We start from the raw sequence: 24805 nt of genomic DNA on the forward strand, positions 1-24805 counted from the left end.
AGGTGTCCCTCCGTGGAAAACGGCGCCGCCCAGACTGTGTCGCCCGTGATCGTCGCCATCGACGGTCCCTCCGGCACGGGCAAGTCGAGCACGTCGAAGGCCGTCGCCGCGCAGCTCGGCCTGAGCTACCTGGACACCGGCGCCCAGTACCGGGCGATCACCTGGTGGATGGTGAACAACGGGATCGACATCGAGGACCCCACGGCGATCGCCGCGGTCGCGGGCAAGGCGGAGATCGTCTCCGGCACGGACCCCGACAAGCCGACGATCACCGTCGACGGCTACGACGTCTCCGGGCCGATCCGCACCCAGGAGGTCACCTCCAAGGTCAGCGCGGTCAGCGCGGTCCCCGAGGTGCGCGCCCGGATCACCGAGCTGCAGCGCTCCATCGCGGCCTCGGCGGAGAACGGCATCGTCGTCGAGGGCCGGGACATCGGCACGACCGTGCTGCCCGACGCCGACCTCAAGATCTTCCTGACCGCCTCGCCGGAGGCCCGCGCCGCCCGCCGCAGCGGTGAGCTGAAGGGCGCCGACGTGCACTCCACCCGCGAGGCGCTGCTCAAGCGGGACGCGGCCGACTCCAGCCGCAAGACCTCGCCGCTGGCCAAGGCGGACGACGCGGTCGAGGTGGACACCACCGACCTCACCCTGCAGCAGGTCATCGAGTGTGTCGTCACCCTCGTCGAGGAGAAGCGGGCCGGCGAGTGAGTCTCCCTTCGCAGGAGGGCCTGCCGTCGGAGCGGGGCGCCGAGGTCGGGCGCCGGATCGGCGTCGGCCTGATGTACGGGCTGTTCAGGCCGCGGGTGCTGGGCTCCTGGAAGGTGCCCGCGACCGGGCCGGTGATCTTCGCGATCAACCACTCCCACAACGTCGACGGCCCGATGGTCATGGGCGTGGCGCCCCGGCCGACGCACTTCCTGATCAAGAAGGAGGCGTTCGTCGGCCCGCTGGACCCGTTCCTGACCGGGATCGGCCAGCTGAAGGTGGACCGCTCGGGCGCCGACCGCAAGGCGATCAGCCGGGCGCTGGGCGTGCTGGACGGCGGCGGCGTCCTCGGGATCTTCCCCGAGGGCACCCGCGGCGAGGGCGACTTCGCCTCGCTGCGCGCCGGGCTCGCCTACTTCGCGGTCCGCAGCGGGGCGCCGATCGTCCCGGTCGCGGTCCTGGGAAGCTCCGAGCGGCGCGGACGGTTGATAAAGGGGCTGCCCCCGCTGCGCAGCCGCATCGACGTCGTCTTCGGCGACCCGTTCGAGGCGGGCGACGGTTCGGGGCGGCGGACGCGCACGGCGCTGGACGAGGCGACCGAACGCATCCAGAAGCAGCTCACCCTCCACCTGGAAAACGCCAGGCGCCTGACCGGGCGCTGAGCGACACTGAGTAGTGGATCACCCCGAAGCGGGGCAATCCACCGATCACCACGATGAACGACGAGGTACGGACTTCATGAACGACCAGATCCAGCCCGGCGGCTCGGACCACTTCGAGCACGACCACGGGGCGCTCGGCGACGCCGAGTACGCGGAGTTCATGGAGCTCGCCGTGGAAGAGGGCTTCGACCTCGAGGACGTCGAGGGTGCCATCGAGGCGGCCGGGCACGGCCCGCTGCCGGTGCTCGCCGTCGTCGGCCGCCCCAATGTCGGCAAGTCGACCCTGGTGAACCGCATCATCGGCCGCCGCGAGGCCGTCGTCGAGGACAAGCCCGGTGTCACCCGCGACCGCGTCACCTACGAGGCCGAGTGGGCGGGCCGCCGCTTCAAGGTCGTCGACACCGGCGGCTGGGAGCAGGACGTCGCCGGCATCGACGCCTCGGTGGCCGCGCAGGCCGAGTTCGCGATCGAGGCGGCCGACGCGGTCGTCTTCGTCGTCGACGCCAAGGTCGGCGCCACCGACACCGACGAGGCGGTCGTACGGCTGCTGCGCAAGGCCGGCAAGCCCGTGGTGCTGTGCGCCAACAAGGTCGACGGCCCGAGCGGCGAGGCCGACGCCTCCTACCTGTGGTCCCTGGGCCTCGGCGAGCCGCACCCCGTCTCCGCGCTGCACGGCCGCGGCACCGGCGACATGCTGGACGCCGTCCTGGAGGCGCTGCCCGAGGCGCCCGAGACGAGCTTCGGCGGCGCCGGGCTCGGCGGCCCGCGCCGTATCGCCCTGATCGGCCGCCCGAACGTCGGCAAGTCCTCGCTGCTGAACAAGGTGGCGGGCGAGGAGCGCGTCGTCGTCAACGAACTCGCGGGCACCACCCGTGACCCGGTCGACGAGCTGATCGAACTCGGCGGCGTGACCTGGAAGTTCGTCGACACGGCCGGTATCCGCAAGCGCGTCCACCTCCAGCAGGGCGCCGACTACTACGCCTCGCTGCGCACCGCGGCCGCCGTCGAGAAGGCCGAGGTGGCGGTCATCCTGATCGACGCCTCGGAGTCCATCTCGGTGCAGGACCAGCGCATCGTGACCATGGCCGTGGAGGCCGGGCGCGCGATCGTGCTGGCCTTCAACAAGTGGGACACCCTCGACGAGGAGCGCCGCTACTACCTGGAGCGGGAGATCGAGACCGAGCTCGGCCAGATCGCCTGGGCGCCCCGGGTGAACGTCTCGGCGCGCACCGGCCGGCACATGGAGAAGCTGGTCCCGGCGATCGAGACGGCCCTCGCGGGCTGGGAGACGCGCGTGCCGACCGGTCGGCTGAACGCCTTCCTCGGTGAGCTGGTCGCGGCCCACCCGCACCCGGTCCGGGGCGGCAAGCAGCCGCGCATCCTCTTCGGCACCCAGGCCGGCACCAAGCCGCCGCGGTTCGTCCTCTTCGCCTCCGGCTTCATCGAGGCCGGCTACCGCCGCTTCATCGAGCGCCGCCTGCGCGAGGAGTTCGCCTTCGAGGGCACCCCGATCCACATCTCGGTGCGGGTGCGCGAGAAGCGCGGCCAGAAGAAGAAGTAGACAGCTGACGAAAGGGGCGGCCCCTGAAGGGGCCGCCCCTTTTCGTTTCCGTCAGTTCCCGCGCGCCCCCGGCGGCAGCCCGGCCGGCACATGCGTCATCGTGCCGTGCTGCCCCAGCTGCCCGATCCGCTGCCACTGGGACTGCTGCTGCCCCGTGCCGCCGCGTGCGCTGCTCGCCCCCGCGCTGTAGGCGCTGTACGAGCTGCCGTACGACCCGCTGTACGCCCCCGGGTGCCGCGTGCCGAACGCCGTGAACCCCAGCTCCTCCTCCCCGCTGCGGTCACCCGGCAGCGAGCGGAACGTCTTGACGTACTCGGCGTACAGCTTGTCGTAGATCGGCGTGGCCGAGGGGCCACCCTGCGGCTCATGGTTCGCTCGTGCAGAAGGGATGGGCGGGGGGACCTGGCGGCGGGGGACGTCGTATGAGTGCACGTAGGTCCAACGACTGGACACCCTGAAGGGATGCGCCTCATGGGGGGCGCGGGACTGTGTCGATATGCGGCTCCGCCGCGTGGGCGCGATCAGCCACAGGCAACCCGCAGCCGCCGAACAACAGGAAGCATCACCTCAGTAGGCGAGCCTCACGTCCCGGCCAGGGGCAACGCGGCAGCGACCAGCTTCCCGTTCGCCGCGGCCTTGTCCAGCGCGTCCCGCAGCAGGTCCTCACGGGGCTGACGCCCGATGGACCCCACCGGCGCGGCGAACATGAGCACCTGCTGGTGCTTGTTGGCCGCGGTCCGCCACCCCTCCGTCACCTGCAACGGCTGATGCGCCTGCCACCAGGCCACCGGCTGCCCGCCGTTCGGCCCCGGCTGGAGCACCGCGTGCAGCTGACCCATCGCCAGCAGCACCGACCAGCCGTGCTGCACCGGCGGCGCCGTGGTCAGCTCGGTGAGCGGCATGAACCCCTGCTCGATGAGCAGCGGCAGGAAGTCGTCACCGACCGCGGTCGAGCCGGGCCGTACGATCGGACCGGTCGGCTCGACGACCAGCGCGGGGTGCAACTCCCCGGCGATCAGCACGAGTCCGCTGGTCACCCCGAGCACGGCCTGCTCGGGCACGACCTTCTCCGGGTCCAGGTCGACGGTGTCACCGCTGATCGACCGCACGGCACCGCGCAGTTGCTCCTCGGTGACCTGGACGACCTGCGAGGGCAGGCAGCTGGCGTGGGCGAAGGCGAGGACGGCGGTCTCGTCCCCGACGAACAGGACGGTGCTGGTGCGCTCGTGCTCGGAGTCGCCCGGGGTGCGGCAGGACGTGCAGTCGTAACTGCCGGGGGCGTTGTCTCCGGCGAGCAGCCGGTCTGCTTCTTCGTCGCCGATCTCGGCGCGTACCTCGTCGCTGAGGTCGAGCATGCGCGGCACGGGTGGCTCCCTAGAGATGCGGTGTGGTGAGGCCGGGCGGCCTCATGAAGGACACAACGGGCCAGCTGTGGCGGGAGTCACGCTGCTCCACGAACGGAATCGCACCGTCCGACGCGCAGGGTCACCTGCCGCACGGAATCGGCCACTCAATGTCAAGTAATCGGAAGTCAAAGGAACTTGATCGGGTGAGGTGGGTCACAGACGGTCAGGTGCGGTCGGTCGACAAATCGGGATATCCGCGAATCAAGCCGGTCATGCCAAGAAGTTGATACCGGCGGTAACCCTGAACTGGCCTGGACCGACGGGCAGTTGGTTGATGTGAACTCGCCACGCTCCGTACATTCATCGGCCGTGTGCAACGAGCACCGCTCGGGTACGTCCGCCGACCGCACAGGACCAGCTTTTGCGTACGACCCCTCGGCGGACGGGGCGGAGCACGCGGAACGCGCCGATGCGCGGGAGCGTGCCCCGCTCTGGGGGACCCCGGGTCCGTAGAGAGGGATGCTCATGTCCGAATGTGCCGATACCACCACGCACGCCACCTCCTCCTCCCGTAAGGCGCGTACGACGGCGGCTCTCGCCGGGGCGGCCCTGCTCGCCCCGCTCGGCCTGCTGGCCGCGACCGGCGACGCCCATGCGGCGGACGGTGGCGTGTGGGACCGCATCGCCCAGTGCGAGAGCGGCGGAAACTGGCACATCAACACCGGGAACGGCTACTACGGCGGGCTCCAGTTCTCCGCCGGCACCTGGCGCGCGTACGGCGGCACCGCCTACGCCGCGACCGCGGACGGGGCCAGCCGCGAGCAGCAGATCGCCGTGGCCACCAAGGTCCAGCAGTCGCAGGGCTGGGGCGCCTGGCCGACCTGTTCGGCCCGCGCCGGCGCGTACGGCGGCGCACCGGCGGCCCCCGCGAGCGGCGGGACGTCGAACACGCAGAGCAGCTCCGGCAGCCAGAGCAGCTCCAGCACTCGGAGCGGCCCGAGCACCCCCGAGGCGGCCCCCGCCGCGCCCGCCCAGGCGCCGGCCCGCACCTCCGGCCACACCGACCGCAACTCCTCGCGCGGGGACTACACCGTCCGCCAGGGCGACACGCTCAGCGCCATCGCCACCCGCAACGGCACCAGCTGGCAGGCGCTGTACGCCGCCAACAAGGCCGTCATCGGCGGTGACCCCGACCTGATCGTGCCGGGCCTGCGGCTCGACGTCTGATCCCGGCCCGCCCGGCCTTCTCTCGCCTACGAGGCCCCGCCCGGTCCGCCGACCGGGTGGGGCCCCGCCCGTGTCCGGCGCGGCCCGCCCGGCGGGGCGGGGCCCGCTCCTTAGCGTGGCCCGATGCCCGACCTACGCCGTGTCCCGCTCGCCGCCCTCGCCGCCCTCGCCGCCCTCGCCGCGGCACTCCTGACCGCCGTCGCTCCCGCGGGCGCGCACGCCGCGCCCCCGCCGCCCCCGCCCGGGGTCGCCACCACGCGTGTGCCGTACGCCTGCGCCCAGGACGAGTGGCCCTGGGGATGCATCGCCGAGTGCGAGAGCAGCGGGCGCTGGCACATCAACACCGGCAACGGCTTCTACGGCGGACTGCAGTTCTGGCAGCCCACCTGGGAGGACTACGGCGGCCTGAAGTACGCGCCCCGCGCGGATCTCGCCACCCGTGCGGAGCAGATCGCGGTGGCCCGCAAGGTGCTGGCGCTGCAGGGCTGGGAGGCCTGGCCGGTGTGTTCCCGGCGCTACGGGCTGGCGGGCCGGATGCACACCGTGGAACGCGGCGACACGCTCTCCTCGATCGCCCGCACGTACGGCGTCAAGGACGGCTGGCGAGGCATGTACGCGGCCAACGAGAAGACGCTGGGCGGCCGTCCGGACCTGCTGCGCATCGGCATGCTGCTGGTCATCCCGAAGGGCTCGACCCGGACGCCGGACCTGGCCGACCACGCTCCGGCGGTGTTCGGGCCGCCGCTTCCCCCGCTTCCCACTCGGAGGCCTCTCCGCTGAACACGACCGCGCCCCGGCGCAGTTCGTGCACGAACACCGTCCTGGCGTGCAACGCGGACGGCAGCCGCTGCTCGGCGACGACCACGCACGCGTCGAGCCCCGCCAGCAGCTCGTACGTACGGGCCGCGACCTGCGGCGCCATGCCCTGCGCGGGCTCGTCGAGCAGCAGCACGCGCGCGCGGGACAGCAGGGCGCGGGCGACCGCGAGCATCCGCTGCTCACCGCCGGACAGCGTGCCCGCGCGCCGGTCGAGGAGCGGGGCGAGCTGCGGGTAGGCCTCCAGGGCGGGTCCGTGGGCGCGGGCGGCGAGCTCCAGGTTCTCGCGGACCGTCAGCGAGCCGAACACCGCCTGCCGTTCGGGGACGAGCCGCAGTCCGCTGCGTGCCCGCCGGTGCGCGGGCAGCCGGGTCACGTCGACGCCGTCCCACACGACCGCCCCGCCCGACAGCGGCACGGTTCCGGCCAGCGCCCGCAGCACCGTCGTACGGCCGGAGCCGTTGCGGCCGAGCAGCACGGTCAGGCCGGGGGAGGGGGCGGTCAGGGTGACGCCGTGCAGAGCCTCCAGCGGGCCGTAGCGCACGCGCGCGTGGCGCAGGGCGAGGGTCATGCGCCCACCTCGCGCGCGTGCAGGACGCTTCCCGGCGGGCCCGTCGCGACGATCCGGCCCGCCGCCATCACATGGACGACGTCCGCCAGCCCCGCGACCAGGTCGAGGTCGTGCTCCACGACGAGCAGCGCGGTGCCGTCGGCGGCCAGGGCCGCGAGGATGCGGCTCAACGAGGCGACCTCTGCGGAGTCGAGGCCGGCGGCGGGTTCGTCGAGCAGCAGCACCCGGGGGTCGCCCGCGAGGGCACGGGCGAGTTCTACGCGCCTGAGGGTGCCGGTGGGCAGGTCGGCGGCGGGGAGGTCGCCCAGGGGGCTGAGCCCGAAGAGGGACAGGGCCCGGTCGGTCGCGCCCGCGCCGGCACGGCCCTGCTCGGCGCCGACCTGGACGTTCTCGCGGACCGTCATCGAGGGGAACACCGCGAGCTGCTGGAAGCTGCGGGCCACGCCGAGACGGGTGCGTGTGTGCGAGGGGAGGGCGGTGATGTCCCGGCCGTCCAGCAGGACACGGCCCTGGCTGGGCCGCAGCGTGCCGGCGAGACAGTCGAACAGGGTGCTCTTGCCTGCGCCATTGGGGCCGACGACGGCGGTGACCTGCCCGGCGGCCGCGGTCAGGCTGACGCCGTCGAGCGCGGTGAAGCGGCCGTAGTGCGCGTGCAGGTCGCGGGTGCTGAGGGCGGTGTTCCCACCCGTACCCCCGGCACCACCCGTGCGGCTTTCGCGGCCGGGTGCGGGTGGCCCTTGCGGGGGCGGAGCGCCCTCGGCGGCTGTGGGTGGTCGTGGCGGGGTGGCTTGGGCGTGGAGCCGGGTGGGCGCGGTGGGTCTGCGGGGTGTGGTGGGCGCCGGGCCCGTGGGTGGTGTGGCGGTTGTCGGGGGTGTCCCGGGTGTCGGGCCCGTGGGTGGTGTGGCGGTTGTCGGGGGTGTCCCGGGTGTGGGGCCCGTGGGTGGTGTGGCGGCTGGCGGAGGTGCCCCGGGGACCGGGCCGATGGGTGGTGCGGCTTCCGCGGGCCTCCGGCGTGCGGGTGCCCTGGCCGACGCAGAGGCCTCCCCGTGCACGCCGCGTGCAGGGCCTCTCGTCGCCCCCGCCGCCCCCCGGAGTCTGTCGCGCAGCACCCGCCCCAGCGGTGTGAGCCTCGGTGCGTGCCTCAGCCGCAAGCCCTCCGACGCCGCGCGCAGCGCCTCGAACACGCCCCCGGGGAAGCGGCCCACCAGCACCGCGAGGACGCCGATCACAGCTGCTGCCACGCCGCCGCGGGCGCCTGCGTCGAGGCCGACGAGGAGGGCCGCGGCGGCGAGGGCGCCGAGGGTGCTGTCGGCGCCGAGGACGACGACCGCGGCGAACCACAGGAGGCCGCGGACGGGGTCGTAGGCGCTGGGGTCGAAGGCGCGCAGGCCCATGCCGAGCAGGCCGCCGCCCAGGGCGGCCAGGGCGGCGCCCGCGACGAAGGCGAGCAGCTTCAGGGACGGGACGGGCACGCCCGCGGCCTGGGCCCCCGCCTCGTGGTCCCGCATGGCCGCGAGGGCGCGCCCGGTGCGGCCCCTGCGCAGGGCGTGCACCGACAGCAGGGCGGCCGCGAGGAGCAGCAGCTCCAGGACGTAGTACGCGCGGTCCCCCTCGAAGCCGGCCGGGCGGCCCAGGGACAGCCCGTGCGTGGCGTACGGCTGGGCGAAGACGAAGCGGCTCACCCCGACGCCCACCGCGAAGGTGGCCAGCGCGAGCGCGAGGCCGTGGCGGCGGATCGCGGGCCAACCCGTGAGCAGGCCCAGCGGCGCGACCAGGAGCACGGCCGTCGCCAGCGCCGCCGCCTCCGGCAGCCGCGGCAGGCCGGGGAAGCGCCCTGCCGCGAGCAGCGCGGTGAACAGGGCGCCCAGACCGGCGTACGCCGCCTGGCCCAGGGAGATCTGGCCGCCGCGGCCGGTCACCACCACCAGCGACAGCAGCACCACCGCGAGCGCCGGCACCTGCACCGAGGTGTGCAGGTCCGAGCCCGCGAAGCCCAGCGGCAGCAGGAACAGCACGACGGCCACCGGCCAGGCGCCCGGCGGGGTCGGGACCCGGGCCGTCGCCGTGCGCGGCAGCGCGTCCCGCGAGCCGATCCCGGGCAGGACCAGGGCGGCGACCAGCAGCGCCACCACGAACAGGTTGGCGCCGACCGCCTGGAGCAGCGGCTCGCCCCACCCGGACGGGTGCAGCCGGGTCAGCTGGCTCTGCGCCACCCCGATGCCCAGCGCCACCACGACCGCCACCGGCAGGCTCCGCATGCGCGCGGCGACCGCGACCGCCATCACCTCCATCACCAGCAGCGGCAGGCCGTACGGGTCGAGGCGGACGTACGGGGCCAGCAGGACACCTGTCAGGCCCGCGGTGAACGACCCGAACGCCCAGCCCGCCGCCGCGACCCGGTCGGCGTCGATGCCGGCAAGGACGGCGAGCCCCCGGTCGTCCACGACCGCGCGCAGCTCCCGTCCGAACCGCGTCCAGCGGGTCACCGCCCCCACCCCGGCCGCGAGCACGGCCACCACCGCGAGCTGCCCCCACGGGTCCGCCGACACCAGCTCGGGCGCGTCGTCCCGTGCGCCCTGCCCCCACAGCAGCGCCGCCCCGCCCACCAGCAGCACGAACACCCCGAGGGACGCCACCAGCGTCTGCGCCGGACCGCTGTCGAGGACCGACAGCGGCCGGAACACGAACCGCTGAAGGACCACCCCGATGCCCGGCGCCAGCACCAGCAGCGTCACCAGAGCCCCCAGCCACAGCGGCCACTGCCAGCCGACCACTGTCTGCCGCAGCGCGTACGCGCACACCATCGCGATGGCGCCGTGCGCGAGGTTCAGCACGCCCGTCGCGCGGTACGTCACCACCAGCCCGATGCCGGTGAGCGCGGCCGCGCCGCCGACGGACAGACCCGCCAGGGTGAGGTCGTAGGTGAGCGAGGACATCAGGTGTCCGGCTCGCACACCGGGCACGGGGCCAGTTCGCCGCGTCCGCGCTCGTCCACCGGCACGGCCCCTGCCTTGCCCGCCACCAGCGGGCAGTCCGCGCGGTGCAGCAGGGTGCCGCCCGGGACCGTCACCAGCTCCGGCGCGACCGGGCGGGCCTCCGCCACCGGCTCTTCCTCGGCGGGCTCGTCCGTCACCAGCAGCGCGTACAGCTCCTCCACACGCGCGGCCGCGATCGCGTCCCGGCCGTGGGCCAGCAGCACGGCGGCCGCGACGATCAGGGCGGCCCCGGGGATCGTGCAGGAGGCGAGATACGGCAGCTGGCGTTCGGCGAACCGCTCGCCGGAGACGCCGTACCAGCCGATGACGCACAGCACCGCCCCGGCCGCGAGGGCGGCCCAGCCGGCCCACAGGACGGGGTGCGGGGTGCCCGCTCGTGACGTCCTCATCCTCGGCCTCCACACGTCCTGCGTCGGCGATCTGTCCAAGGCGGCCAATGGCTTGCACTATGCCTTGTGTCAGCTGACCCTGAAAGAACCGGGCGCGCACGCCCGGACCGACACCCGGTGGTGAGCCAGATGGTTCTCGGGAGCGACCTCATCAGGTGGGGCAGGCCACGGCGGCGAGGCACCGCGCTGGCGGCCGCGCTGCTGCTGTTCCTGGGCCCGGCCCTCGCGGCGTGCAGCGACGACGAGGGCGGCGGCAGCCAGAGCGCGACCCCCGTGCCGACACTCGACACCCCCACCGTGATCCCCACGGTCAGCGAGCCCGAGGCCCAGCCGCGGCCGTCCGACCCCAAGGCGGCCGAGGCCGAGATCAGGGCCAACTGGCAGAAGTTCTTCGACCCGAAGACCCCGCTGAAGGACAAGCAGGCCGTCCTGGAGAACGGCGAGCAGATGGCCCCGGTCCTCCAGGCGTTCAACGGCGACGAACGCGGCGGACAGGTCGGCGCGCAGGTCGAGAAGGTCGTCTTCACGTCGCCGACCGGCGCGAACGTGACGTACACCCTCACCCTGTCGGGGCAGACCGCGCTGCCGAACGCCTCCGGGACCGCGGTCGAGCAGGACGGCACCTGGAAGGTCTCCGTCAACACCCTGTGCGCGCTGGTGCAGCTGAGTCGGACCGGCAGTGCCTCCCAGTCGCCGATCCCGGGCTGCTGAGGCCGCCGCCGCGGCGCTGCTGACGCTCCTTGTCGCGGCCTGCGGCAGCAGGCTCCCGGAGAGCGACTTCGAGCACCGCGACCGGGGCACGTCCACCCCGGCCGCGGCGCCGATCCGGGTCGGCATCATCACCAGCGCCACCAGCCCCGTCGGCGGCACCGCCTTCACCGGCCCGCGCGACGGCGCCAAGGCTTTCTTCGACCGGCTGAACGCGCGCGGCGGCATCGACGGCCGCCGGGTCGAGGTGCGCGAGTGCGACGACGGAGGCAGCGGCGTCGGCAACAACGAATGCGTGCACCGGCTGATCGACGAGGACCGCGTCGTCGCCCTGGTCGCCACCACCGCCCTCGACTACGCGGGCGCCTCCCGCGTCTCCCACGCGCGCGTGCCCGACATCGGCGGCCAGCCCATCGGCGCCGCCTACGACACCTGGCCGCACCTGTACGGCATCTACGGCAGCCTCGCGCCCCGCGACGGCACCCCGGGCTGGGACGGGCGGCTGTACGGCGGCACCGAGGTCTACCGCTACTTCAAGCGCGAGCACGGCGCGCGCACCGCCGCCGTCGTGTCGTACAACCAGGCATCCTCCGCCGCATACGCCCGGCTGATCGAGCGGGGCCTGAAGGCCGAGGGCTACCGGGTCGTCACCGAGCAGGTCGACTTCGCGCTGCCCAACTTCCGCGCCGTCGCCGCCGATCTGAAGGAACAGGGTGCCGACCTCGTCTTCGACGCCATCGACAGCCACGGCAACGCCCGGCTGTGCGCGGCCCTCGACGACGTCGGCGCCCGCGTGACCGCCAAGGTCACCAACGTGCAGAACTGGACGTCCACCGTCGCCGAGGACTACAAGGACGCGCCCCGCTGCCGCAACGCCCTGTGGGCGACCGGGGCCAGCCGCAACTTCGAGGACACCTCCCAGCGAGCCGTACGGGAGTTCCGCGAGGCCACGGAAGGCCTCGACACGCATTCCCAGTGGCAGTTGGAGGGCTGGGCCGCCGCCAAGTGGTTCACGGACGCGGCCCGCGCCTGCGCGGAGAAGGGCATCACGCGCGCGTGCGTGGACGGCTTCATGCAGCGCAGCAGCGGCTACACGGCCGACGGGCTGCTCCTGCCCGTGTCGTACGAGCGTCTCACCGAGCCGCCGAGGACGCGGCGGACCTGTCTGTCGGTCGCGCGCTGGCGGGACGGCGAGGGCTGGGTGTCCCAAGGGGACATGGACCGCACCTGCTTCCGGGTGCCGCAACTGCCGTACGAGCCCTGATGGACACTGTTGACCATGCTGGAGACCTCCGCCCGACTGCTGCGTCTGCTCTCGCTCCTCCAGGCCCACCGCGAGTGGTCCGGGCCCGAGCTGGCCGAACGGCTCGGTGTCACGCCGCGGACCGTGCGCCGGGACGTGGACCGGCTGCGCGAGCTGGGCTACCCGGTGCACGCCAGCCCCGGCACCGGAGGCGGCTACCAGCTCGGCGTGGGCGCCGAACTGCCGCCGCTGCTCCTGGACGACGACGAGGCCGTCGCCGTGGCGGTCGGCCTGCGCACCGCCGCCGGGCAGGGCGTCGAGGGCATCGGCGAGTCCTCGGTGCGCGCGCTGGCCAAGCTGGAGCAGGTGCTGCCGCACCGGCTGCGCCGCCGGGTGAGCGCCCTGAACACCTTCACCGTGCCGATGTTCAGGGACACCCGCCCCGACGCCGTCGACCCCGCGCTGCTGACCGAGCTGGCGGGCCTGTGCCGGGACGCCGAGCGGCTGCGCTTCGCGTACGAGGACCACGAGGGCGCCGCCACCCGCCGTACGGTCGAGCCGCACCGGCTGGTGTGCTCCGAGCGGCGCTGGTACCTGGTCGCCTGGGACCTGGACCGGGCGGACTGGCGCACCTTCCGCGTCGACCGCATCACGCCCAGGCCGCCGCACGGGCCCCGCTTCACCCCGCGCGAGCCGCCCGCCGACGACCTCGCCGCGTACGTCTCCCGGGGCGTCTCCACGCGCGTCTACGCCGCGCAGGCGGCGGTCCGGCTGCTGGTGCCCCTCGAGGAGGCGGCCCAGCACGTCTCGCCCTCGGCCGGGACGCTGGAGGCGGAGACGGAGACCACCTGCATCCTGCGTGCGGGCGCCGGGAGCCTCGACGTGATGGTGGTCCACGTGATGATGCTGGGCGTGGAGTTCGAGGTGCTGGAGCCGGCCGGTCTCACCGACGCGATCAGGAGGGGAAGGGACCTTTTGAGCCGTGCTCTTGAACGGGGTGACGCTGCTCCAGCGCCGCGTACTCCGGGTGATGCAGATCGAACGCCGGCGAGTCCGAGCGGACCCGGGGCAGCGTCGTGAAGTTGTGCCGCGGCGGCGGGCAGGACGTCGCCCACTCCAGGGAACGGCCGTACCCCCAGGGGTCGTCGACCTCGACCTTCTCGCCGTACTTCGCGGTCTTCCATACGTTGTAGAGGAACGGCAGCGTCGACAGGCCCAGCAGCAGCGAGCCGATGGTGGAGACGGTGTTCAGCGCGGTGAAGCCGTCCGCGGCGAGATAGTCCGGGTAGCGGCGTGGCATGCCCTCCGCGCCCAGCCAGTGCTGCACCAGGAACGTGGTGTGGAAGCCCACGAACAGCGTCCAGAACTGGATCTTGCCGAGCCGCTCGTCGAGCATCTTCCCGGTGAACTTGGGCCACCAGAAGTAGAAGCCGCCGAAGATCGCGAAGACGACCGTGCCGAAGACGACGTAGTGGAAGTGCGCGACCACGAAGTACGAGTCGGTGACATGGAAGTCCATCGGCGGCGACGCCAGGATCACCCCGGTCAGCCCGCCGAACAGGAACGTCACCAGGAAGCCGGTCGCCCACAGCATCGGGGTCTCGAAGGACAGCGAGCCGCGCAGCATGGTGCCGGTCCAGTTGAAGAACTTCACGCCCGTCGGCACGGCGATCAGGAAGCTCATGAAGGAGAAGAACGGCAGCAGCACCGCGCCCGTGGCGAACATGTGGTGGGCCCACACCACCACCGAGAGACCGGTGATCGTCATCGTCGCGCCGACCAGGGCCGTGTAGCCGAAGATCGGCTTGCGGCTGAAGACCGGGATGATCTCGGTGATGATGCCGAAGAACGGCAGCGCGATGATGTAGACCTCGGGATGCCCGAAGAACCAGAACAGGTGCTGCCACAGCAGCGATCCGCCGTTGGCGGCGTCGAAGACATGGCTGCCGAACCGCCGGTCGGCCTCCAGACACAGCAGCGCGGCCGCCAGCACCGGGAACGCCATCAGGATCAGGATCGACGTGAACAGCGTGTTCCAGGTGAAGATCGGCATCCGGAACATCGTCATGCCGGGCGCGCGCATCCCGATGATGGTGGCGAGGAAGTTCACCGCGCCGAGGATCGTGCCGAAGCCGGCCAGCGCGAGGCCCATGATCCACAGGTCGGGGCCGACACCCGGCGAGCGCTCCCAGCTGTTGAGCGGCGCGTAGGCGAACCAGCCGAACGCCGCCGGGCCGTCGGGCGTCAGCAGCGACCCGAGCACGATCAGGCCGCCGAACAGGAACAGCCAGTACGAGAACATGTTCAGCCGCGGGAACGCCACGTCCGGGGCGCCGATCTGCAGCGGCATCAGCTCGTTGGCGAACCCGGCGAAGCTCGGCGTCGCGAACAGCAGCAGCATGATCGTGCCGTGCAGGGTGAACAGCTGGTTGAACTCCTGGTTCGTCATCAGCTGAAGACCCGGCCGGGCCAGTTCGGCGCGCATCAGCAGCGCCATCACCCCGCCGGCCAGGAAGAACAGGAACGACGTGATCAGATACAGATGGCCGATCTTCTTGTGGTCGGTCGTGGTCAGCCAGTCGACGATCAGCCGACCGCGCCGCCTGCGCCGTACGGATTCCGCCGTCGCCTGCACGGTCTGCGTCCCCATGACTCGCTCGCCCCTTCGCCTCGTCGCGCCCCGGGCCCGCCCGTCATGATGCTCGCTCCGGTGCGGGCTCCGACAGGGGGCGTACGTACTCCCTGCCGAAAACGGAATGGAATGGGGCCCGCCCGCGGGACGGTCCTCCGGGCACTTGGGGCACTTTCCGCCGGGTAATTCCGAGGGGTGCGAAGACACGCGGGAATTGCGTTCGAATACCTGCGGAAGGCGTACGGAACCCCCCGTCCGTGTGACGGAGTTCGAACCAAACCCTTGTAGTGATCTTGTGACAGAAGCGTGACCGAGGAGGGACCGGCTACCCGGCGTGTCCGCTTCCGCCTTTCGTGGCCGGGGCTTTGCGCCTAGCGTGGCGGCATGGCACCGATACCGAAACCCGCCGCCGAACCTCACGACGACCCGGACGCCTACGTCGGCCTCGACGCCGCCGGTGCGGAGCGCCTCGCGCGCGAGCGGGGCTGGTCGACCGTCCGCTCGCTGCCGCCGGGGGCGATCATCACGATGGAGTACCGCCAGGGGCGGCTCAACTTCGAGGTCCGCGGCGGCCGGGTGGCCCGCGCCTGGAAGGGCTGACCGGCACGGAGAACGCCGAAGGCCCCGGTTCCCGTCAGGGACAACCGGGGCCTTCGCGATGCGGGGCGCGGTGTGCGTACCGTGCGCCCCGCAGTCCTGGGGCCGTCAGCCGCCGGTCAGCGGGCGGGCCGGAGAGCCGGCGCCGCGCGGGACGCGGTCGGAGTGCGGCGGGCGGCGGCTGCCGGTCGGGGTGACCGGCGTGCGCTCCGAGCGGACCGTGTGCGGGCCGGGGGCCAGGTACACGGGGTTGCGCGGGGTGTGGGCGGTCGCCGACGGGATCGTCTCGCGCACCGGCGTCGCGTCGCCGTCGTCCTCGCCGGACCGGACCGAGGCGAGCACCGGGGCGGGCGTGGGGACGGGGACCGGGCCGGCCCGGCGGGCGGTCCAGCGGTCGCGCAGGTCCAGCAGGAACGACTCGGCGCGCGAGATCAGCGGCTCGAACCACGGCAGGGCCAGCAGGACCAGCAGACCCGCGGCCCAGCCCAGCAGGACGTCGCTGAGCCAGTGCGTACCGAGGTAGACGGTGGTCAGGCCGACGCTGAGGGACAGCACGGCCGACAGCGCCGACAGCCAGCGCCGGGTCCAGGGCGTGGAGGCCAGATAGGCGAGGATGCCCCAGGTGACGACCGCGTTCGCGGTGTGACCCGAGGGAAATATGTCGCTTCCGGCTTCGAGCCAGTGCCACATCTCGTTGGAGCCGACCTCGGTCGCGTAGTGCGGACCCGAGCGGCCGAGGCCGTACTTCACGGCGCCCACCGTGATGTTCAGCAGCAGTACGGCCATGCCGAAGGCGAGCAGCGGGCGCAGGGTGCGCTGCCGCCAGGAGCGCCAGCCGAGCCAGGCCGAGACCATCACGGCCGTCGGGCCGCGCTGGCCGAGGACCACCCAGTAGTCCAGGAACGCGTGGATCTCCGGCCACTGCTGGTACGGCCGGAAGAGCATGGCCTGCCAGTCGATCCGGACCAGCCAGGTCGTGGCCGCGACGGCGAGCACGATCGCTGCGTAGAAGGCCAGGGTCGCGCCGAAGAGCACCACACGGTGCCGCGTCATCCGCGGCACGTCGAGGACGGGCCGTTCGGGCTCGCGGTCCAGTCTGGCGAAGATCCGGTCGAGCCGGGTCGGCTTTGGTTCGGTACGCACTCAATCGACGTTACAGCGAGTGAGGGACTCATCTCGCGGAAGCGCAGGCTTCGTAATGACGATGTGATGTGGGATTCCTCTCAGGAGGCGGTTTATTTCCACGGATTCCCTAATCGCGTGGGCCGCTTCCCTTCAATTCCTTTGATCATTCCGGTAACCGGTTTTGCGGTGCGTCCGAATTCGTTCACCGGGGCATGGCGCGGAATTCACCGGGAGTGCGGGGCCGTCAGGGTGGACCGGAGCCGTTCAGCCAGAACGCCCCGTACACCGCCGAGGCCGCCGCGACCGCCATCAGCACCGCCGCCGACCTGCGCGGGCGCGCCCGTGCGAGGGCCAGGGCGAGCGGCAGCAGCAGCGGGAACGCGGGCATCAGCAGGCGCGGTTTCGAGCCGAAGTAACTCGACGCGCACAGTGCGAGGGCCGTGACCACCCCGGCGTACACCAGCAGCGGCAGCGGCTGGCCCTGCCGTACGCAGACGGCGTACAGCCAGAGCACCAGGCCCACCCCGGCGATCAGGGCGAGGCCCGCGAGGGCACCCGGAACCGACGTGAACTTGTCGGCGACGAAACGGGCGAAGGCGTAGCCGCCGTCGAAGCCGTTGCGCCAGCCCGCCTGGACGTCGAGATAACCGAACACGCCCTTGCCGGTGTGACGGCCGACCCACAGCACGTAACCGGCGGCGCCCAGGGGCGCGAGGAGCAGACCGAGGGCGCGCCGCCCGGCATGAGCGCGGGGCGTCGCACTCCCGCTTCCGGTGCCCTCGAAAGAGGAGCCACGGCGCTCTCGTACGAAGCCCGCGATGCCGGCCGCCCACACCGCCGCGACCACCGCGAGGCCGACCGGACGGGTCAGACCGGCCAGACCGGCCAGCGTGCCCGCCGTCACCCAGCGGCCGGTCAGCACCGCGTACAGCGACCAGGCGGCCAGCGCGGTGAACAGCGACTCGCTGTACGCCATCGACTGCACGATCCCGACCGGCAGCACCGCCCACACCAGCACCGCGCACACCCCGGCCCGGCGGCCGTACACCCGGTCGGCGACCGCGAAGATCCCCCAGGCCGCGGCGAGCGAGCCGAGCAGGGACACCACCAGCCCCGCGTCGGCGTACGACAGCGGGCTCACCGCGTGCAGGCCCCGCTCCAGCCAGGGCAGCAGCGGGAAGAACGCCAGGTTGGAGTGGACGTCGCCGTTCGGCAGCCGCACCTCGTAGCCGTAGCCCAGCTCGGCCACGCGGGTGTACCAGAGCGAGTCCCAGCGGGCGGTCAGCAGGGTGTGCGCGCTCTTGTCGCGCGCGGCGCTCCACAGGACCAGCGCGACCAGGCCCAGGGCACGCACGGCGGCGTACCCGAGGAGGGCCGGGGCCGCCCGGCGCAGGGCCGAGGAGGCGCGGCCGAGGGCCGAGGAGGCCGGTGCCACACGCGTCTCAAGATCGGTCACGGGCTCGATTATCCGGTGTGTCCGCGACTGTCCCGACCGCGCTGACGTGGAACGGGGCGTGCGGAGTGGCGTACGCCACAGGGGTTCCGGGACACGGTGAGAGTTCCGCCACGCGACCGACGCGCGAACTCGCGTACGCTGACGGCTCACTCGCGTATCCGTTGCGCGGGCCGGAGCCGCCGCTCAAGCTCCGGCCGTCGGCACGGGGAGTCCCCACCCTGAGAGCCCGCCGAACGCGAGGGGACATCTGGGAGGTACGTACATGTCCGGGACGACCACGGCTGCCCAACGCGCGCGCCGTCGGGTGGCCGGGGCCGGTGCCAACCGCTGGGTCGTCCTGGTGGTCCTCTGCGTCAGCCTGCTGCTCGTCGCCGTCGACGCGACCGTGCTGCACGTGGCGGTGCCCGCCGTCACCGAGGACCTTCAGCCCGGCGCGATAGAACTGCTCTGGATCGTCGACACCTACCCGCTCGTCTGCGCCTCGCTGCTGATCCTCTTCGGCACGCTCGGTGACCGCGTCGGCCGCAGACGCATCCTTCTTCTCGGCTACGCCCTCTTCGGCGTCGCCTCCGCGCTCGCCGCCTTCGCACAGGGGCCGCAGGTGCTGATCTTCGCGCGGGCGCTGCTCGGGGTCGGCGGCGCGATGATCATGCCGGCCACGCTGTCCATCCTGCGGCAGGTCTTCCCCGACCGGCGCGAGCGGGCGCTGGCCATCGGCATCTGGAGCGCCGTGGCCGCGGTCGGCGCGGCGGTCGGACCGCTGCTCGGCGGCTTCCTGCTGGAGCACTTCTGGTGGGGTTCGGTGTTCCTGGTGAACATCCCCCTGATGCTGGTCAGCCTGCCGGTCGGGCGGATGCTGCTGCCCGAGTCGACGGGCGACGGGAAGGGGCCCTGGGACGTCGTGGGCGCGCTGATGGCGGCCGCCGGCCTGTTCGGCACGGTGCTCGGCGTGAAGCGGCTCGGCGGCGGCGAGTCCGCGGGCAGCGTGTTCACCCTCGTGCCGCTGGTGGTGGGCGCGGGGCTGCTGGTGCTCTTCGTACGGCGGCAGCGGCGGCGGGCGCACCCTCTGGTGGACCTGCGGATGTTCGCGCGGCCGGCGTTCAGTACGTCCGTGGGGTGCATCGTGCTTGCGATGCTCGCGCTGGTCGGTCTGGAACTGATCGCGGCGCAGTACCTCCAGCTGGTGCTGGGGCTCTCGCCGCTGGAGACCGGGCTGCGGCTGCTGCCGCTGACCATCGCGGCGATGGCGGCGGGGCTCTTCGGGGCGCGGATGCTGCGCAGGTTCGGGCCGCGGCGGATGGTGTGTGCCGGGTTCTGTCTGACCGCGGCGGCCGTGGTGCTGCTGACGGCGATGGGGAGCCAGGACGACACCGGGCTGCTGCTCGCCGGGTTCGTGCTGCTCGGGTTCGGGCTGGAGACGACCCTGTTCGGGGCGTACGAGTCGATGCTGAGCGAGGCGCCGGTGGAGCAGGCCGGCGGGGCCGCGGCCATCGGGGAGACCTCGTACCAGCTCGGGGCGGGCATCGGGATCGCCCTGCTCGGGACCGTGATGAACGCCGCCTACGCTCCTGGAGTGGCCTCCGTTCCCGGTGTGCCGGCGTCGGCGTCGGTGTCGGCGGGGCATTCGCTGGGGGAGGCGTACGCGGTGGCGGGGCGGCTGGGCGGGGAAGCGGGTGTCGCTCTGCGCCGGGTGGCCCGGGACTCCTTCGTGCACGGGCTGCATGTGACCCTGCTGGTCAGCGCGGCTCTGCTGCTGATGGGCGCCGCGATGGCGCTGCGCTTGCCGCGCGTCATGCAGTGCGAGTCCGTGGACGTGGACGTGGAGTTGCCCGCACCTCGCGGCGTCGCGGAGTCCAGGGTGTCTGCCTGACCTTCACCCACCCACGCACCGCCCGTCACCAGTCGGCCAGGAGGCCGGACCCCCCCGTGGGGCGCACCCACCGTCGGCGGCTGCCGCGCCGTGGGCTGCCTCCCGCGGGTTCTGCCGCCGTCGGTCCCCGCCCCGGGCCTTGCCGCCTGTGGGGCTGACCTCTCCCTCCCTTGGTCCTTTCGGTGTCCGGCCCCTGGCCGTTCCGTCGTGGTGCTGTGGTTCTTTTCGCCGTCCGGGCAGGGTGGACGTCGTCTGTGGGGCGTCGTAGCGTCTGGGCGTCGAGTTTGTTAGCGGTGCTAGTTTCCTGTGTCGGAAGGTGAACCGTGTCTGCGAAGTTGCCCCCCTTTGACCCCGCCGATCCGCTGGGGATCGACGATCTGCTGGAGCCCGAGGACGTCGCGGTGCGGGAGACCGTGCGGCGGTGGGCGGGGGAGCGGGTGCTGCCGTATGTCGCCGAGTGGTACGAGAAGGGGGAGCTGCCGCAGATCCGGGAGCTCGCCCGGGAGCTGGGCGGCATCGGGGCGCTCGGGATGTCGCTGGAGGGCTACGGCTGTGCCGGGGCCTCGGCCGTGCAGTACGGGCTGGCCTGTCTGGAGCTGGAGGCCGCCGACTCCGGCATCCGGTCGCTGGTGTCGGTGCAGGGCTCCCTCGCCATGTACGCCATCCACCGGTTCGGCAGCGAGGAACAGAAGCAGGCCTGGCTGCCGCGCATGGCCGTCGGTGAGGTGATCGGCTGCTTCGGGCTCACCGAGCCCGACATCGGCTCCGACCCCGCCGCCATGCGCACGTACGCCAAGCGCGACGGCGGCGACTGGGTGCTCACCGGGCGCAAGATGTGGATCACCAACGGCTCCGTCGCCGGGGTCGCGGTGGTGTGGGCGCAGACCGAGGACGGGATCCGCGGGTTCGTCGTGCCCACCGACACCCCCGGCTTCTCCGCGCCCGAGATCAAGCACAAGTGGTCGCTACGGGCGTCCGTGACCAGCGAACTGGTCATGGACGAGGTGCGGCTGCCCGCCGACGCCGTGCTTCCGGAGGTCACCGGCCTGCGCGGGCCGCTGAGCTGCCTGTCCCACGCGCGCTACGGCATCGTCTGGGGCGCGATGGGAGCCGCGCGGTCCTGCTTCGAGACCGCGGTCGACTACGCGAAGTCACGTGAGCAGTTCGGTCGGCCCATCGGCGGGTTCCAGCTCACCCAGGCCAAGCTCGCCGACATGGCGGTCGAACTGCACAAGGGGATTCTGCTCGCCCACCACCTGGGGCGACGCATGGACGCCGGCCGCCTGCGTCCCGAGCAGGTCAGCTTCGGCAAGCTCAACAACGTACGAGAAGCGATCGATATCTGCCGTACGGCACGGACGATTCTCGGTGCCAACGGGATCTCCCTCGAATACCCCGTCATGCGGCACGCGACCAACCTCGAGTCGGTGCTCACCTACGAGGGCACCGTCGAGATGCACCAGCTCGTGCTGGGCAAGGCGCTCACCGGGCTGGACGCCTTCCGGTGAGCCGGTGACGCGCTGAACCCCGAGCGGGGGCAGGGCCGGTGGAGCGGCCCTGCCTCAGCTCTGGTTGAAGAAGCCGTCGGTGCGGTGCGCCGCCGGCTCGCCGTTGATGATCTCCGTGTTCGCGGGGGTCAGCAGGAACACCCGGGTGGACACGCGCTCGATGGAGCCGCGCAGCCCGAAGATCAGGCCGGCCGCGAAGTCGACGACGCGCTTGGCGTCGGCCGGCTCCATGGCCGTGAGGTTCATGATCACCGGGACGCCGTCCCGGAACAGCTCGCCGATGGCGCGGGCGTCCCGGAAGCTGTCCGGGGTGACCGTGCCGATCCGGCGGCCCTTCTCCTCGGCCGTGTCCGTGGCCACCTTCACCCGCGGGTCCGTGACCCAGGCGTCTGCGGAGTCGTTCCCCTCGTAGGTGTCGTCGTCGTAATAGCGCTCGTCATCGTTGTCGTCGACGAGGCCGAGCCACGCACTCGCCTTGCGCACCGATCCCATGGACGCCTCCTCTCACAGCGGTCTTCTTCTTCTGTCCTGCCATCCCTATGGTCATCCATGATGCGGACAGCGCGCCAAGTGGATAGACGCCGCGCGGGGGGTTTGTGACGGTACTGGTGCACAGCCGATCCGTCGAGAGCCCTGGTGTCCCAAGGGTCGTGACGCGTATGGCTGCTGACTGTGAGTGAAATATGATTCTTCACGGCACACGAGTGACAGACGGTGCGTACGGGTGAAAACGACCGCCCCGGGGGAGGGGCCTACGACATGACGATCGGCCGATACGATCGAGCCACTCGGCTCGTTGTCGACGCCGCGTCAAAGGTCGCACGCATCACGGGGGATCGTCGTGTTCGGAATCGTCAGGCCGTGCCGCCATCGTCTCGGTGAGCGGCTGAAGACCCAGTGGATGGCCCACTTGTGCGGCCTCTGCCTGGCACTGCGCCGGGACCATGGGCAGTTCGCCCGGATCGTCACCAATTATGACGGTTTGCTCATCTCTGTCCTGACGGAGGCTCAGGCGCCGCGCGAGCAGGCCGAGGGCTGGCGCCGTACGGCCGGACCCTGCCCGTTGCGCGGTATGCGCACGGCGTCGGTGGCCCGGGGCGAGGGCGCCCGGCTCGCGGCCGCCGTCTCGCTGGTGCTCGCCTCAGCCAAGGTCCGTGACCACATGGCCGACGGGGACGGACTGCTCGCCCGCGCCCCGGTCGCCGTCGCCGCACGCCGGGTCGCCGACAGCTGGGGCCGCGCCGGAGCGCGCAGCGGTTCCGCCGTCGGCTTCGACACCGGCGTCCTGGTCGAGGCCGTGGACCGGCAGCTCGGCCTGGAGGCCCTCGCCGGGCCCGGCACACCGATCCTCACCGTCACCGAGCCCACCGAGACCGCCACCGCGGCCGCCTTCGCCCACACCGCCGTCCTCGCCGGCCGGCCCGGCAACGCCGTGCCGCTCGCCGAGGCGGGCCGGCTCTTCGGACGGCTCGCGCATCTGCTGGACGCCGTGGAGGACCAGGCCGCCGACGCGCAGTCGGGGGCCTGGAACCCGCTCACCGCGACCGGGACCCCGCCGGCCGAGGCCCGGCGCCTCGCCGACGACGCCGTGCACGGCATACGTCTGGCCCTGCGCGAGGTGGAGTTCACCGACGGCAAGCTGGCGCACCGGCTGCTGGTGCACGAGCTGCCCGCCTCCGTCGACCGCGCCTTCGGTACGGCCTCCTGCGCCCACGGCCCCTCGCTGTACGGCCCGCCGCCGTCGGGGCCGTACGGGCCGCCCGGCGGCCCCGGTGCGCCGCTGCCGCCCCAGCCGCCTCACCGTGACCGGCGCGGGCTGCTCGCCGGGTGCGCGGTGTGGATGGGGCTCGCCTGCACGTGCCAGATGTGCTGCGGGACGTACGAGGACCCCTGGTCGCGGGAGCGGCGCGAGGCGCTGTGCAGCAACTGCGACTGCTCCGGGTGCGGGGACTGCTGCAACTGCTGCAGCTGCTGCGGCGAGGACGGCGGCTGCTGCGACGGCTGCGACTGCGGGTGCGACTGCGGCTGCTGAGGACCGGCGTGCCGGTGCGCGGGCCGTGGAACGCCGAAGTTCCGCCCCTCGCGCGCGGGGCGGGACCTCGGACTCGGGTCGTGCGGGAGGGTCAGCCGATCTCGGTGCCGGTCGCCGAGAGGGCCTCGGTCACCGGCTGGAAGAAGGTCTCCCCGCCGGAGGTGCAGTCACCGCTGCCGCCGGAGGTGAGGCCGACGGCCTTGTCGCCGGAGAAGAGCGAACCGCCGCTGTCGCCGGGCTCGGCGCACACGTCGGTCTGGATGAGGCCGTTGACGATGTCGCCGTTGCCGTAGTTGACGGTGGCGTCCAGGCCGGTGACCTTGCCGGAGTGGACCTGGGTGGTCGAGCCGCTGCGGGTGACCTCCATGCCGACGGTGGCCTCGGCGGCGCCGGTGATCGCCTGCGCGGAGCCGTTGTAGAGGTTCACCTCGCTCGGGTGGTCCACCTCGGCGGTGTACTTGACCAGGCCGTAGTCGTCGCCCGGGAACTTGGACGTCTCGTTCGTGCCGATCTCGTTGCCGGACGAGTCCGACCAGGTGGTGATGGACTCGGTGCAGTGCCCCGCGGTCAGGAAGTACGGCTCGCCGCCCTTGACCACGTTGAAGCCGAGCGAGCAGCGGCCGCTGCCTCCGGTGATGGCGTCGCCGCCGGCGACGAAGGGCTTGAACTCACCCTTCGAACGCTGGAGTTCGGCCGTCTGCCCGAGCCCCTTCACGACCTCGGTGAGCTTCGCCCACTCGGCGTCGGAGACGGTGCGGTCGGCGGTGACGACGATCTTGTTGGTGGTCGGGTCGGTGACCCAGGCCGTGCCCGGGATCGTGGCGTCCTGCGTGAGCGTGGTGCGGGCGCTTCTCAGCTCGGCGAGGGAGTTCTCGACGATCCGCGCCTTGGCCCCGGCCTCCTCGACCGTCTGGGCGGCGGCCGCGTCGAGGACGTTCACGACCAGGTTCTTCGCCTGTGCGTCGTAGTACGTGCCTGCCGCGTCGGCGCCGAGGTCCTGGCCGAGCAGTGAGGCGAGCTTTCCGGCCGCGGGCGCCGAGAGGGTCTTCGGCTGGGCGGTGTCGGGGGTTTCGCTCGCGTTCGCACTCTGGAAAGTGACGCCCGCGGCCACCAGTGCGGCGATACCCGCACCTGCCGCGGCGGCCCGCCGCCTGGGTATGCGTCGGTGCTTCAACTCGTGTCCTCCTGTGGGGGGTCGGTTCCGCAGGTTGTGGGGACCTGACGGACCGGAAGGCTTGGTTGACGGGCGCCTACTCTTCCGAACCTCACAGGGAGCACACAAGGTCGACTTCAGGACGCGCGTACAGCGGTGTCGAACGCTCCCGCGCACACAACCGTTCGCTCGCACCCTTGGGAATTCG

21 protein-coding genes and 1 pseudogene are annotated in these 24805 nt (G+C 72.5%); 12 read left to right on the forward strand and 10 right to left on the reverse strand.

The features are described from left to right. Window positions 1-12 precede the first annotated feature (12 nt). From cmk to der, 3 genes are all read left to right on the forward strand, one after another. Entirely contained in the window at window positions 13-708 is a 696-nt protein-coding gene (cmk, locus tag ACIQ6Y_RS27470; protein WP_404042688.1) for a (d)CMP kinase, read from the forward strand. After that, window positions 666-1367, forward strand: a complete 702-nt coding sequence (locus ACIQ6Y_RS27475; RefSeq protein ID WP_404042689.1) for a lysophospholipid acyltransferase family protein — start codon at window positions 666-668, stop codon at window positions 1365-1367. The genes cmk and ACIQ6Y_RS27475 overlap by 43 nt, the downstream gene beginning before the upstream one ends. Window positions 1368-1443: 76 nt before the next feature. Beyond that, window positions 1444-2928, forward strand: a complete 1485-nt coding sequence (gene der / locus ACIQ6Y_RS27480) for a ribosome biogenesis GTPase Der (RefSeq protein ID WP_404042690.1) — start codon at window positions 1444-1446, stop codon at window positions 2926-2928. A 51-nt stretch (window positions 2929-2979) separates the two neighbouring features. Here der and ACIQ6Y_RS27485 read toward each other — a convergent pair whose 3' ends face one another. Next, entirely contained in the window at window positions 2980-3360 is a 381-nt protein-coding gene (locus ACIQ6Y_RS27485; protein WP_404043359.1) for a hypothetical protein, read from the reverse strand. Between the two features lie 149 nt (window positions 3361-3509). After that, window positions 3510-4292 (reverse strand): hypothetical protein, encoded by a 783-nt coding sequence (locus tag ACIQ6Y_RS27490; RefSeq protein WP_404042691.1) that lies wholly within the window; start codon window positions 4290-4292, stop codon window positions 3510-3512. Window positions 4293-4799: 507 nt separating this feature from the next. Between ACIQ6Y_RS27490 and ACIQ6Y_RS27495 the strand changes: the two genes are divergently transcribed. Both ACIQ6Y_RS27495 and ACIQ6Y_RS27500 read left to right on the forward strand, forming a co-directional pair. Next, on the forward strand, window positions 4800-5501 hold the full coding sequence (locus ACIQ6Y_RS27495) for a transglycosylase family protein (protein WP_404042692.1): 702 nt from the start codon (window positions 4800-4802) through the stop codon (window positions 5499-5501). Window positions 5502-5624: 123 nt separating this feature from the next. Next, window positions 5625-6281 carry a transglycosylase family protein gene (locus ACIQ6Y_RS27500; protein WP_404042693.1) on the forward strand — a complete coding sequence of 219 codons (657 nt, stop codon included), beginning with the start codon at window positions 5625-5627 and terminating at the stop codon, window positions 6279-6281. Here ACIQ6Y_RS27500 and ACIQ6Y_RS27505 read toward each other — a convergent pair. From ACIQ6Y_RS27505 to ACIQ6Y_RS27515, 3 genes are read right to left on the reverse strand one after another with little or no spacing between them, the layout of a single operon-like run. Then, window positions 6178-6888: an ABC transporter ATP-binding protein gene (locus ACIQ6Y_RS27505; RefSeq protein WP_404042695.1), complete on the reverse strand. Its 711-nt coding sequence runs from the start codon at window positions 6886-6888 to the stop codon at window positions 6178-6180. The genes ACIQ6Y_RS27500 and ACIQ6Y_RS27505 overlap by 104 nt on opposite strands. Then, on the reverse strand, window positions 6885-9824 hold the full coding sequence (locus ACIQ6Y_RS27510) for an ATP-binding cassette domain-containing protein (RefSeq protein WP_404043361.1): 2940 nt from the start codon (window positions 9822-9824) through the stop codon (window positions 6885-6887). Before ACIQ6Y_RS27510 ends, ACIQ6Y_RS27505 begins: the two co-directional genes overlap by 4 nt. Then, a complete protein-coding gene (locus tag ACIQ6Y_RS27515) occupies window positions 9824-10273 on the reverse strand; it encodes a hypothetical protein (RefSeq protein ID WP_404042697.1) in 450 nt (149 codons plus the stop codon). Before ACIQ6Y_RS27515 ends, ACIQ6Y_RS27510 begins: the two co-directional genes overlap by 1 nt. A 129-nt stretch (window positions 10274-10402) precedes the next feature. On the opposite strand from ACIQ6Y_RS27515, the gene ACIQ6Y_RS27520 reads away from it, so the two are divergent. The 3 genes from ACIQ6Y_RS27520 to ACIQ6Y_RS27530 are packed head-to-tail and all read left to right on the forward strand — an operon-like array spanning window position 10403 to window position 13304. Further along, window positions 10403-10984, forward strand: a complete 582-nt coding sequence (locus tag ACIQ6Y_RS27520; protein ID WP_404042699.1) for a hypothetical protein — start codon at window positions 10403-10405, stop codon at window positions 10982-10984. Continuing rightward, window positions 10953-12245, forward strand: coding sequence for an ABC transporter substrate-binding protein (locus ACIQ6Y_RS27525; RefSeq protein ID WP_404042700.1), 1293 nt, complete (start codon window positions 10953-10955; stop codon window positions 12243-12245). Before ACIQ6Y_RS27520 ends, ACIQ6Y_RS27525 begins: the two co-directional genes overlap by 32 nt. Before the next feature lie 15 nt (window positions 12246-12260). Further along, a complete protein-coding gene (locus ACIQ6Y_RS27530) occupies window positions 12261-13304 on the forward strand; it encodes a helix-turn-helix transcriptional regulator (RefSeq protein ID WP_404042701.1) in 1044 nt (347 codons plus the stop codon). Here the strand turns inward: ACIQ6Y_RS27530 and ctaD are convergent. After that, a pseudogene (gene ctaD, locus ACIQ6Y_RS27535) lies at window positions 13192-14874 on the reverse strand (cytochrome c oxidase subunit I); the annotation flags it as partial. The gene ACIQ6Y_RS27530 and the pseudogene ctaD sit on opposite strands and share 113 nt — an antisense overlap. A 366-nt stretch (window positions 14875-15240) precedes the next feature. Here ctaD and ACIQ6Y_RS27540 point away from each other — a divergent pair. After that, window positions 15241-15456 carry an I78 family peptidase inhibitor gene (locus tag ACIQ6Y_RS27540; RefSeq protein WP_404042702.1) on the forward strand — a complete coding sequence of 72 codons (216 nt, stop codon included), beginning with the start codon at window positions 15241-15243 and terminating at the stop codon, window positions 15454-15456. A gap of 105 nt (window positions 15457-15561) precedes the next feature. On the opposite strand, the gene ACIQ6Y_RS27545 is transcribed toward ACIQ6Y_RS27540, so the two are convergent. Both ACIQ6Y_RS27545 and ACIQ6Y_RS27550 read right to left on the reverse strand, forming a co-directional pair. Continuing rightward, window positions 15562-16596 (reverse strand): phosphatase PAP2 family protein, encoded by a 1035-nt coding sequence (locus tag ACIQ6Y_RS27545; protein ID WP_404042703.1) that lies wholly within the window; start codon window positions 16594-16596, stop codon window positions 15562-15564. A 226-nt stretch (window positions 16597-16822) separates the two neighbouring features. Beyond that, a complete protein-coding gene (locus ACIQ6Y_RS27550; protein ID WP_404042704.1) occupies window positions 16823-18034 on the reverse strand; it encodes a hypothetical protein in 1212 nt (403 codons plus the stop codon). Between the two features lie 262 nt (window positions 18035-18296). Here ACIQ6Y_RS27550 and ACIQ6Y_RS27555 point away from each other — a divergent pair, with 262 nt between their 5' ends. Both ACIQ6Y_RS27555 and ACIQ6Y_RS27560 read left to right on the forward strand, forming a co-directional pair. After that, a complete protein-coding gene (locus ACIQ6Y_RS27555; RefSeq protein ID WP_404042705.1) occupies window positions 18297-19904 on the forward strand; it encodes an MFS transporter in 1608 nt (535 codons plus the stop codon). Between the two features lie 335 nt (window positions 19905-20239). Further along, window positions 20240-21412 (forward strand): acyl-CoA dehydrogenase family protein, encoded by a 1173-nt coding sequence (locus tag ACIQ6Y_RS27560; protein ID WP_404043363.1) that lies wholly within the window; start codon window positions 20240-20242, stop codon window positions 21410-21412. 54 nt (window positions 21413-21466) lie between these two features. On the opposite strand, the gene ACIQ6Y_RS27565 is transcribed toward ACIQ6Y_RS27560, so the two are convergent. Next, window positions 21467-21904, reverse strand: coding sequence for a cell division protein SepF (locus ACIQ6Y_RS27565; protein ID WP_404042706.1), 438 nt, complete (start codon window positions 21902-21904; stop codon window positions 21467-21469). A 349-nt stretch (window positions 21905-22253) separates the two neighbouring features. Between ACIQ6Y_RS27565 and ACIQ6Y_RS27570 the strand changes: the two genes are divergently transcribed. Further along, window positions 22254-23444, forward strand: a complete 1191-nt coding sequence (locus ACIQ6Y_RS27570; protein ID WP_404042707.1) for a DUF5685 family protein — start codon at window positions 22254-22256, stop codon at window positions 23442-23444. Window positions 23445-23535: 91 nt separating this feature from the next. Here the strand turns inward: ACIQ6Y_RS27570 and ACIQ6Y_RS27575 are convergent, their stop codons facing one another. Then, window positions 23536-24618 carry a S1 family peptidase gene (locus ACIQ6Y_RS27575; RefSeq protein WP_404042708.1) on the reverse strand — a complete coding sequence of 361 codons (1083 nt, stop codon included), beginning with the start codon at window positions 24616-24618 and terminating at the stop codon, window positions 23536-23538. Window positions 24619-24805 lie beyond the last annotated feature (187 nt).

The sequence above is a fragment of the Streptomyces sp. NPDC096205 genome (genome assembly GCF_044763135.1).
In the GTDB taxonomy this organism is placed as follows: domain Bacteria; phylum Actinomycetota; class Actinomycetes; order Streptomycetales; family Streptomycetaceae; genus Streptomyces.

Excerpts from the sequence above, each read along its gene's own strand:
- der (WP_404042690.1), top strand. The coding sequence starts at position 1,444 with ATGAACGACCAGATCCAGCCCGGCGGCTCGGACCACTTCGAGCACGAC.
- ACIQ6Y_RS27495 (WP_404042692.1), top strand. The coding sequence starts at position 4,800 with ATGTCCGAATGTGCCGATACCACCACGCACGCCACCTCCTCCTCCCGT.
- ACIQ6Y_RS27500 (WP_404042693.1), top strand. The coding sequence starts at position 5,625 with ATGCCCGACCTACGCCGTGTCCCGCTCGCCGCCCTCGCCGCCCTCGCC.
- ACIQ6Y_RS27505 (WP_404042695.1), bottom strand. The coding sequence starts at position 6,888 with ATGACCCTCGCCCTGCGCCACGCGCGCGTGCGCTACGGCCCGCTGGAG.
- ACIQ6Y_RS27510 (WP_404043361.1), bottom strand. The coding sequence starts at position 9,824 with ATGTCCTCGCTCACCTACGACCTCACCCTGGCGGGTCTGTCCGTCGGC.
- ACIQ6Y_RS27515 (WP_404042697.1), bottom strand. The coding sequence starts at position 10,273 with ATGAGGACGTCACGAGCGGGCACCCCGCACCCCGTCCTGTGGGCCGGC.
- ACIQ6Y_RS27520 (WP_404042699.1), top strand. The coding sequence starts at position 10,403 with ATGGTTCTCGGGAGCGACCTCATCAGGTGGGGCAGGCCACGGCGGCGA.
- ACIQ6Y_RS27530 (WP_404042701.1), top strand. The coding sequence starts at position 12,261 with ATGCTGGAGACCTCCGCCCGACTGCTGCGTCTGCTCTCGCTCCTCCAG.
- ACIQ6Y_RS27540 (WP_404042702.1), top strand. The coding sequence starts at position 15,241 with ATGGCACCGATACCGAAACCCGCCGCCGAACCTCACGACGACCCGGAC.
- ACIQ6Y_RS27555 (WP_404042705.1), top strand. The coding sequence starts at position 18,297 with ATGTCCGGGACGACCACGGCTGCCCAACGCGCGCGCCGTCGGGTGGCC.
- ACIQ6Y_RS27565 (WP_404042706.1), bottom strand. The coding sequence starts at position 21,904 with ATGGGATCGGTGCGCAAGGCGAGTGCGTGGCTCGGCCTCGTCGACGAC.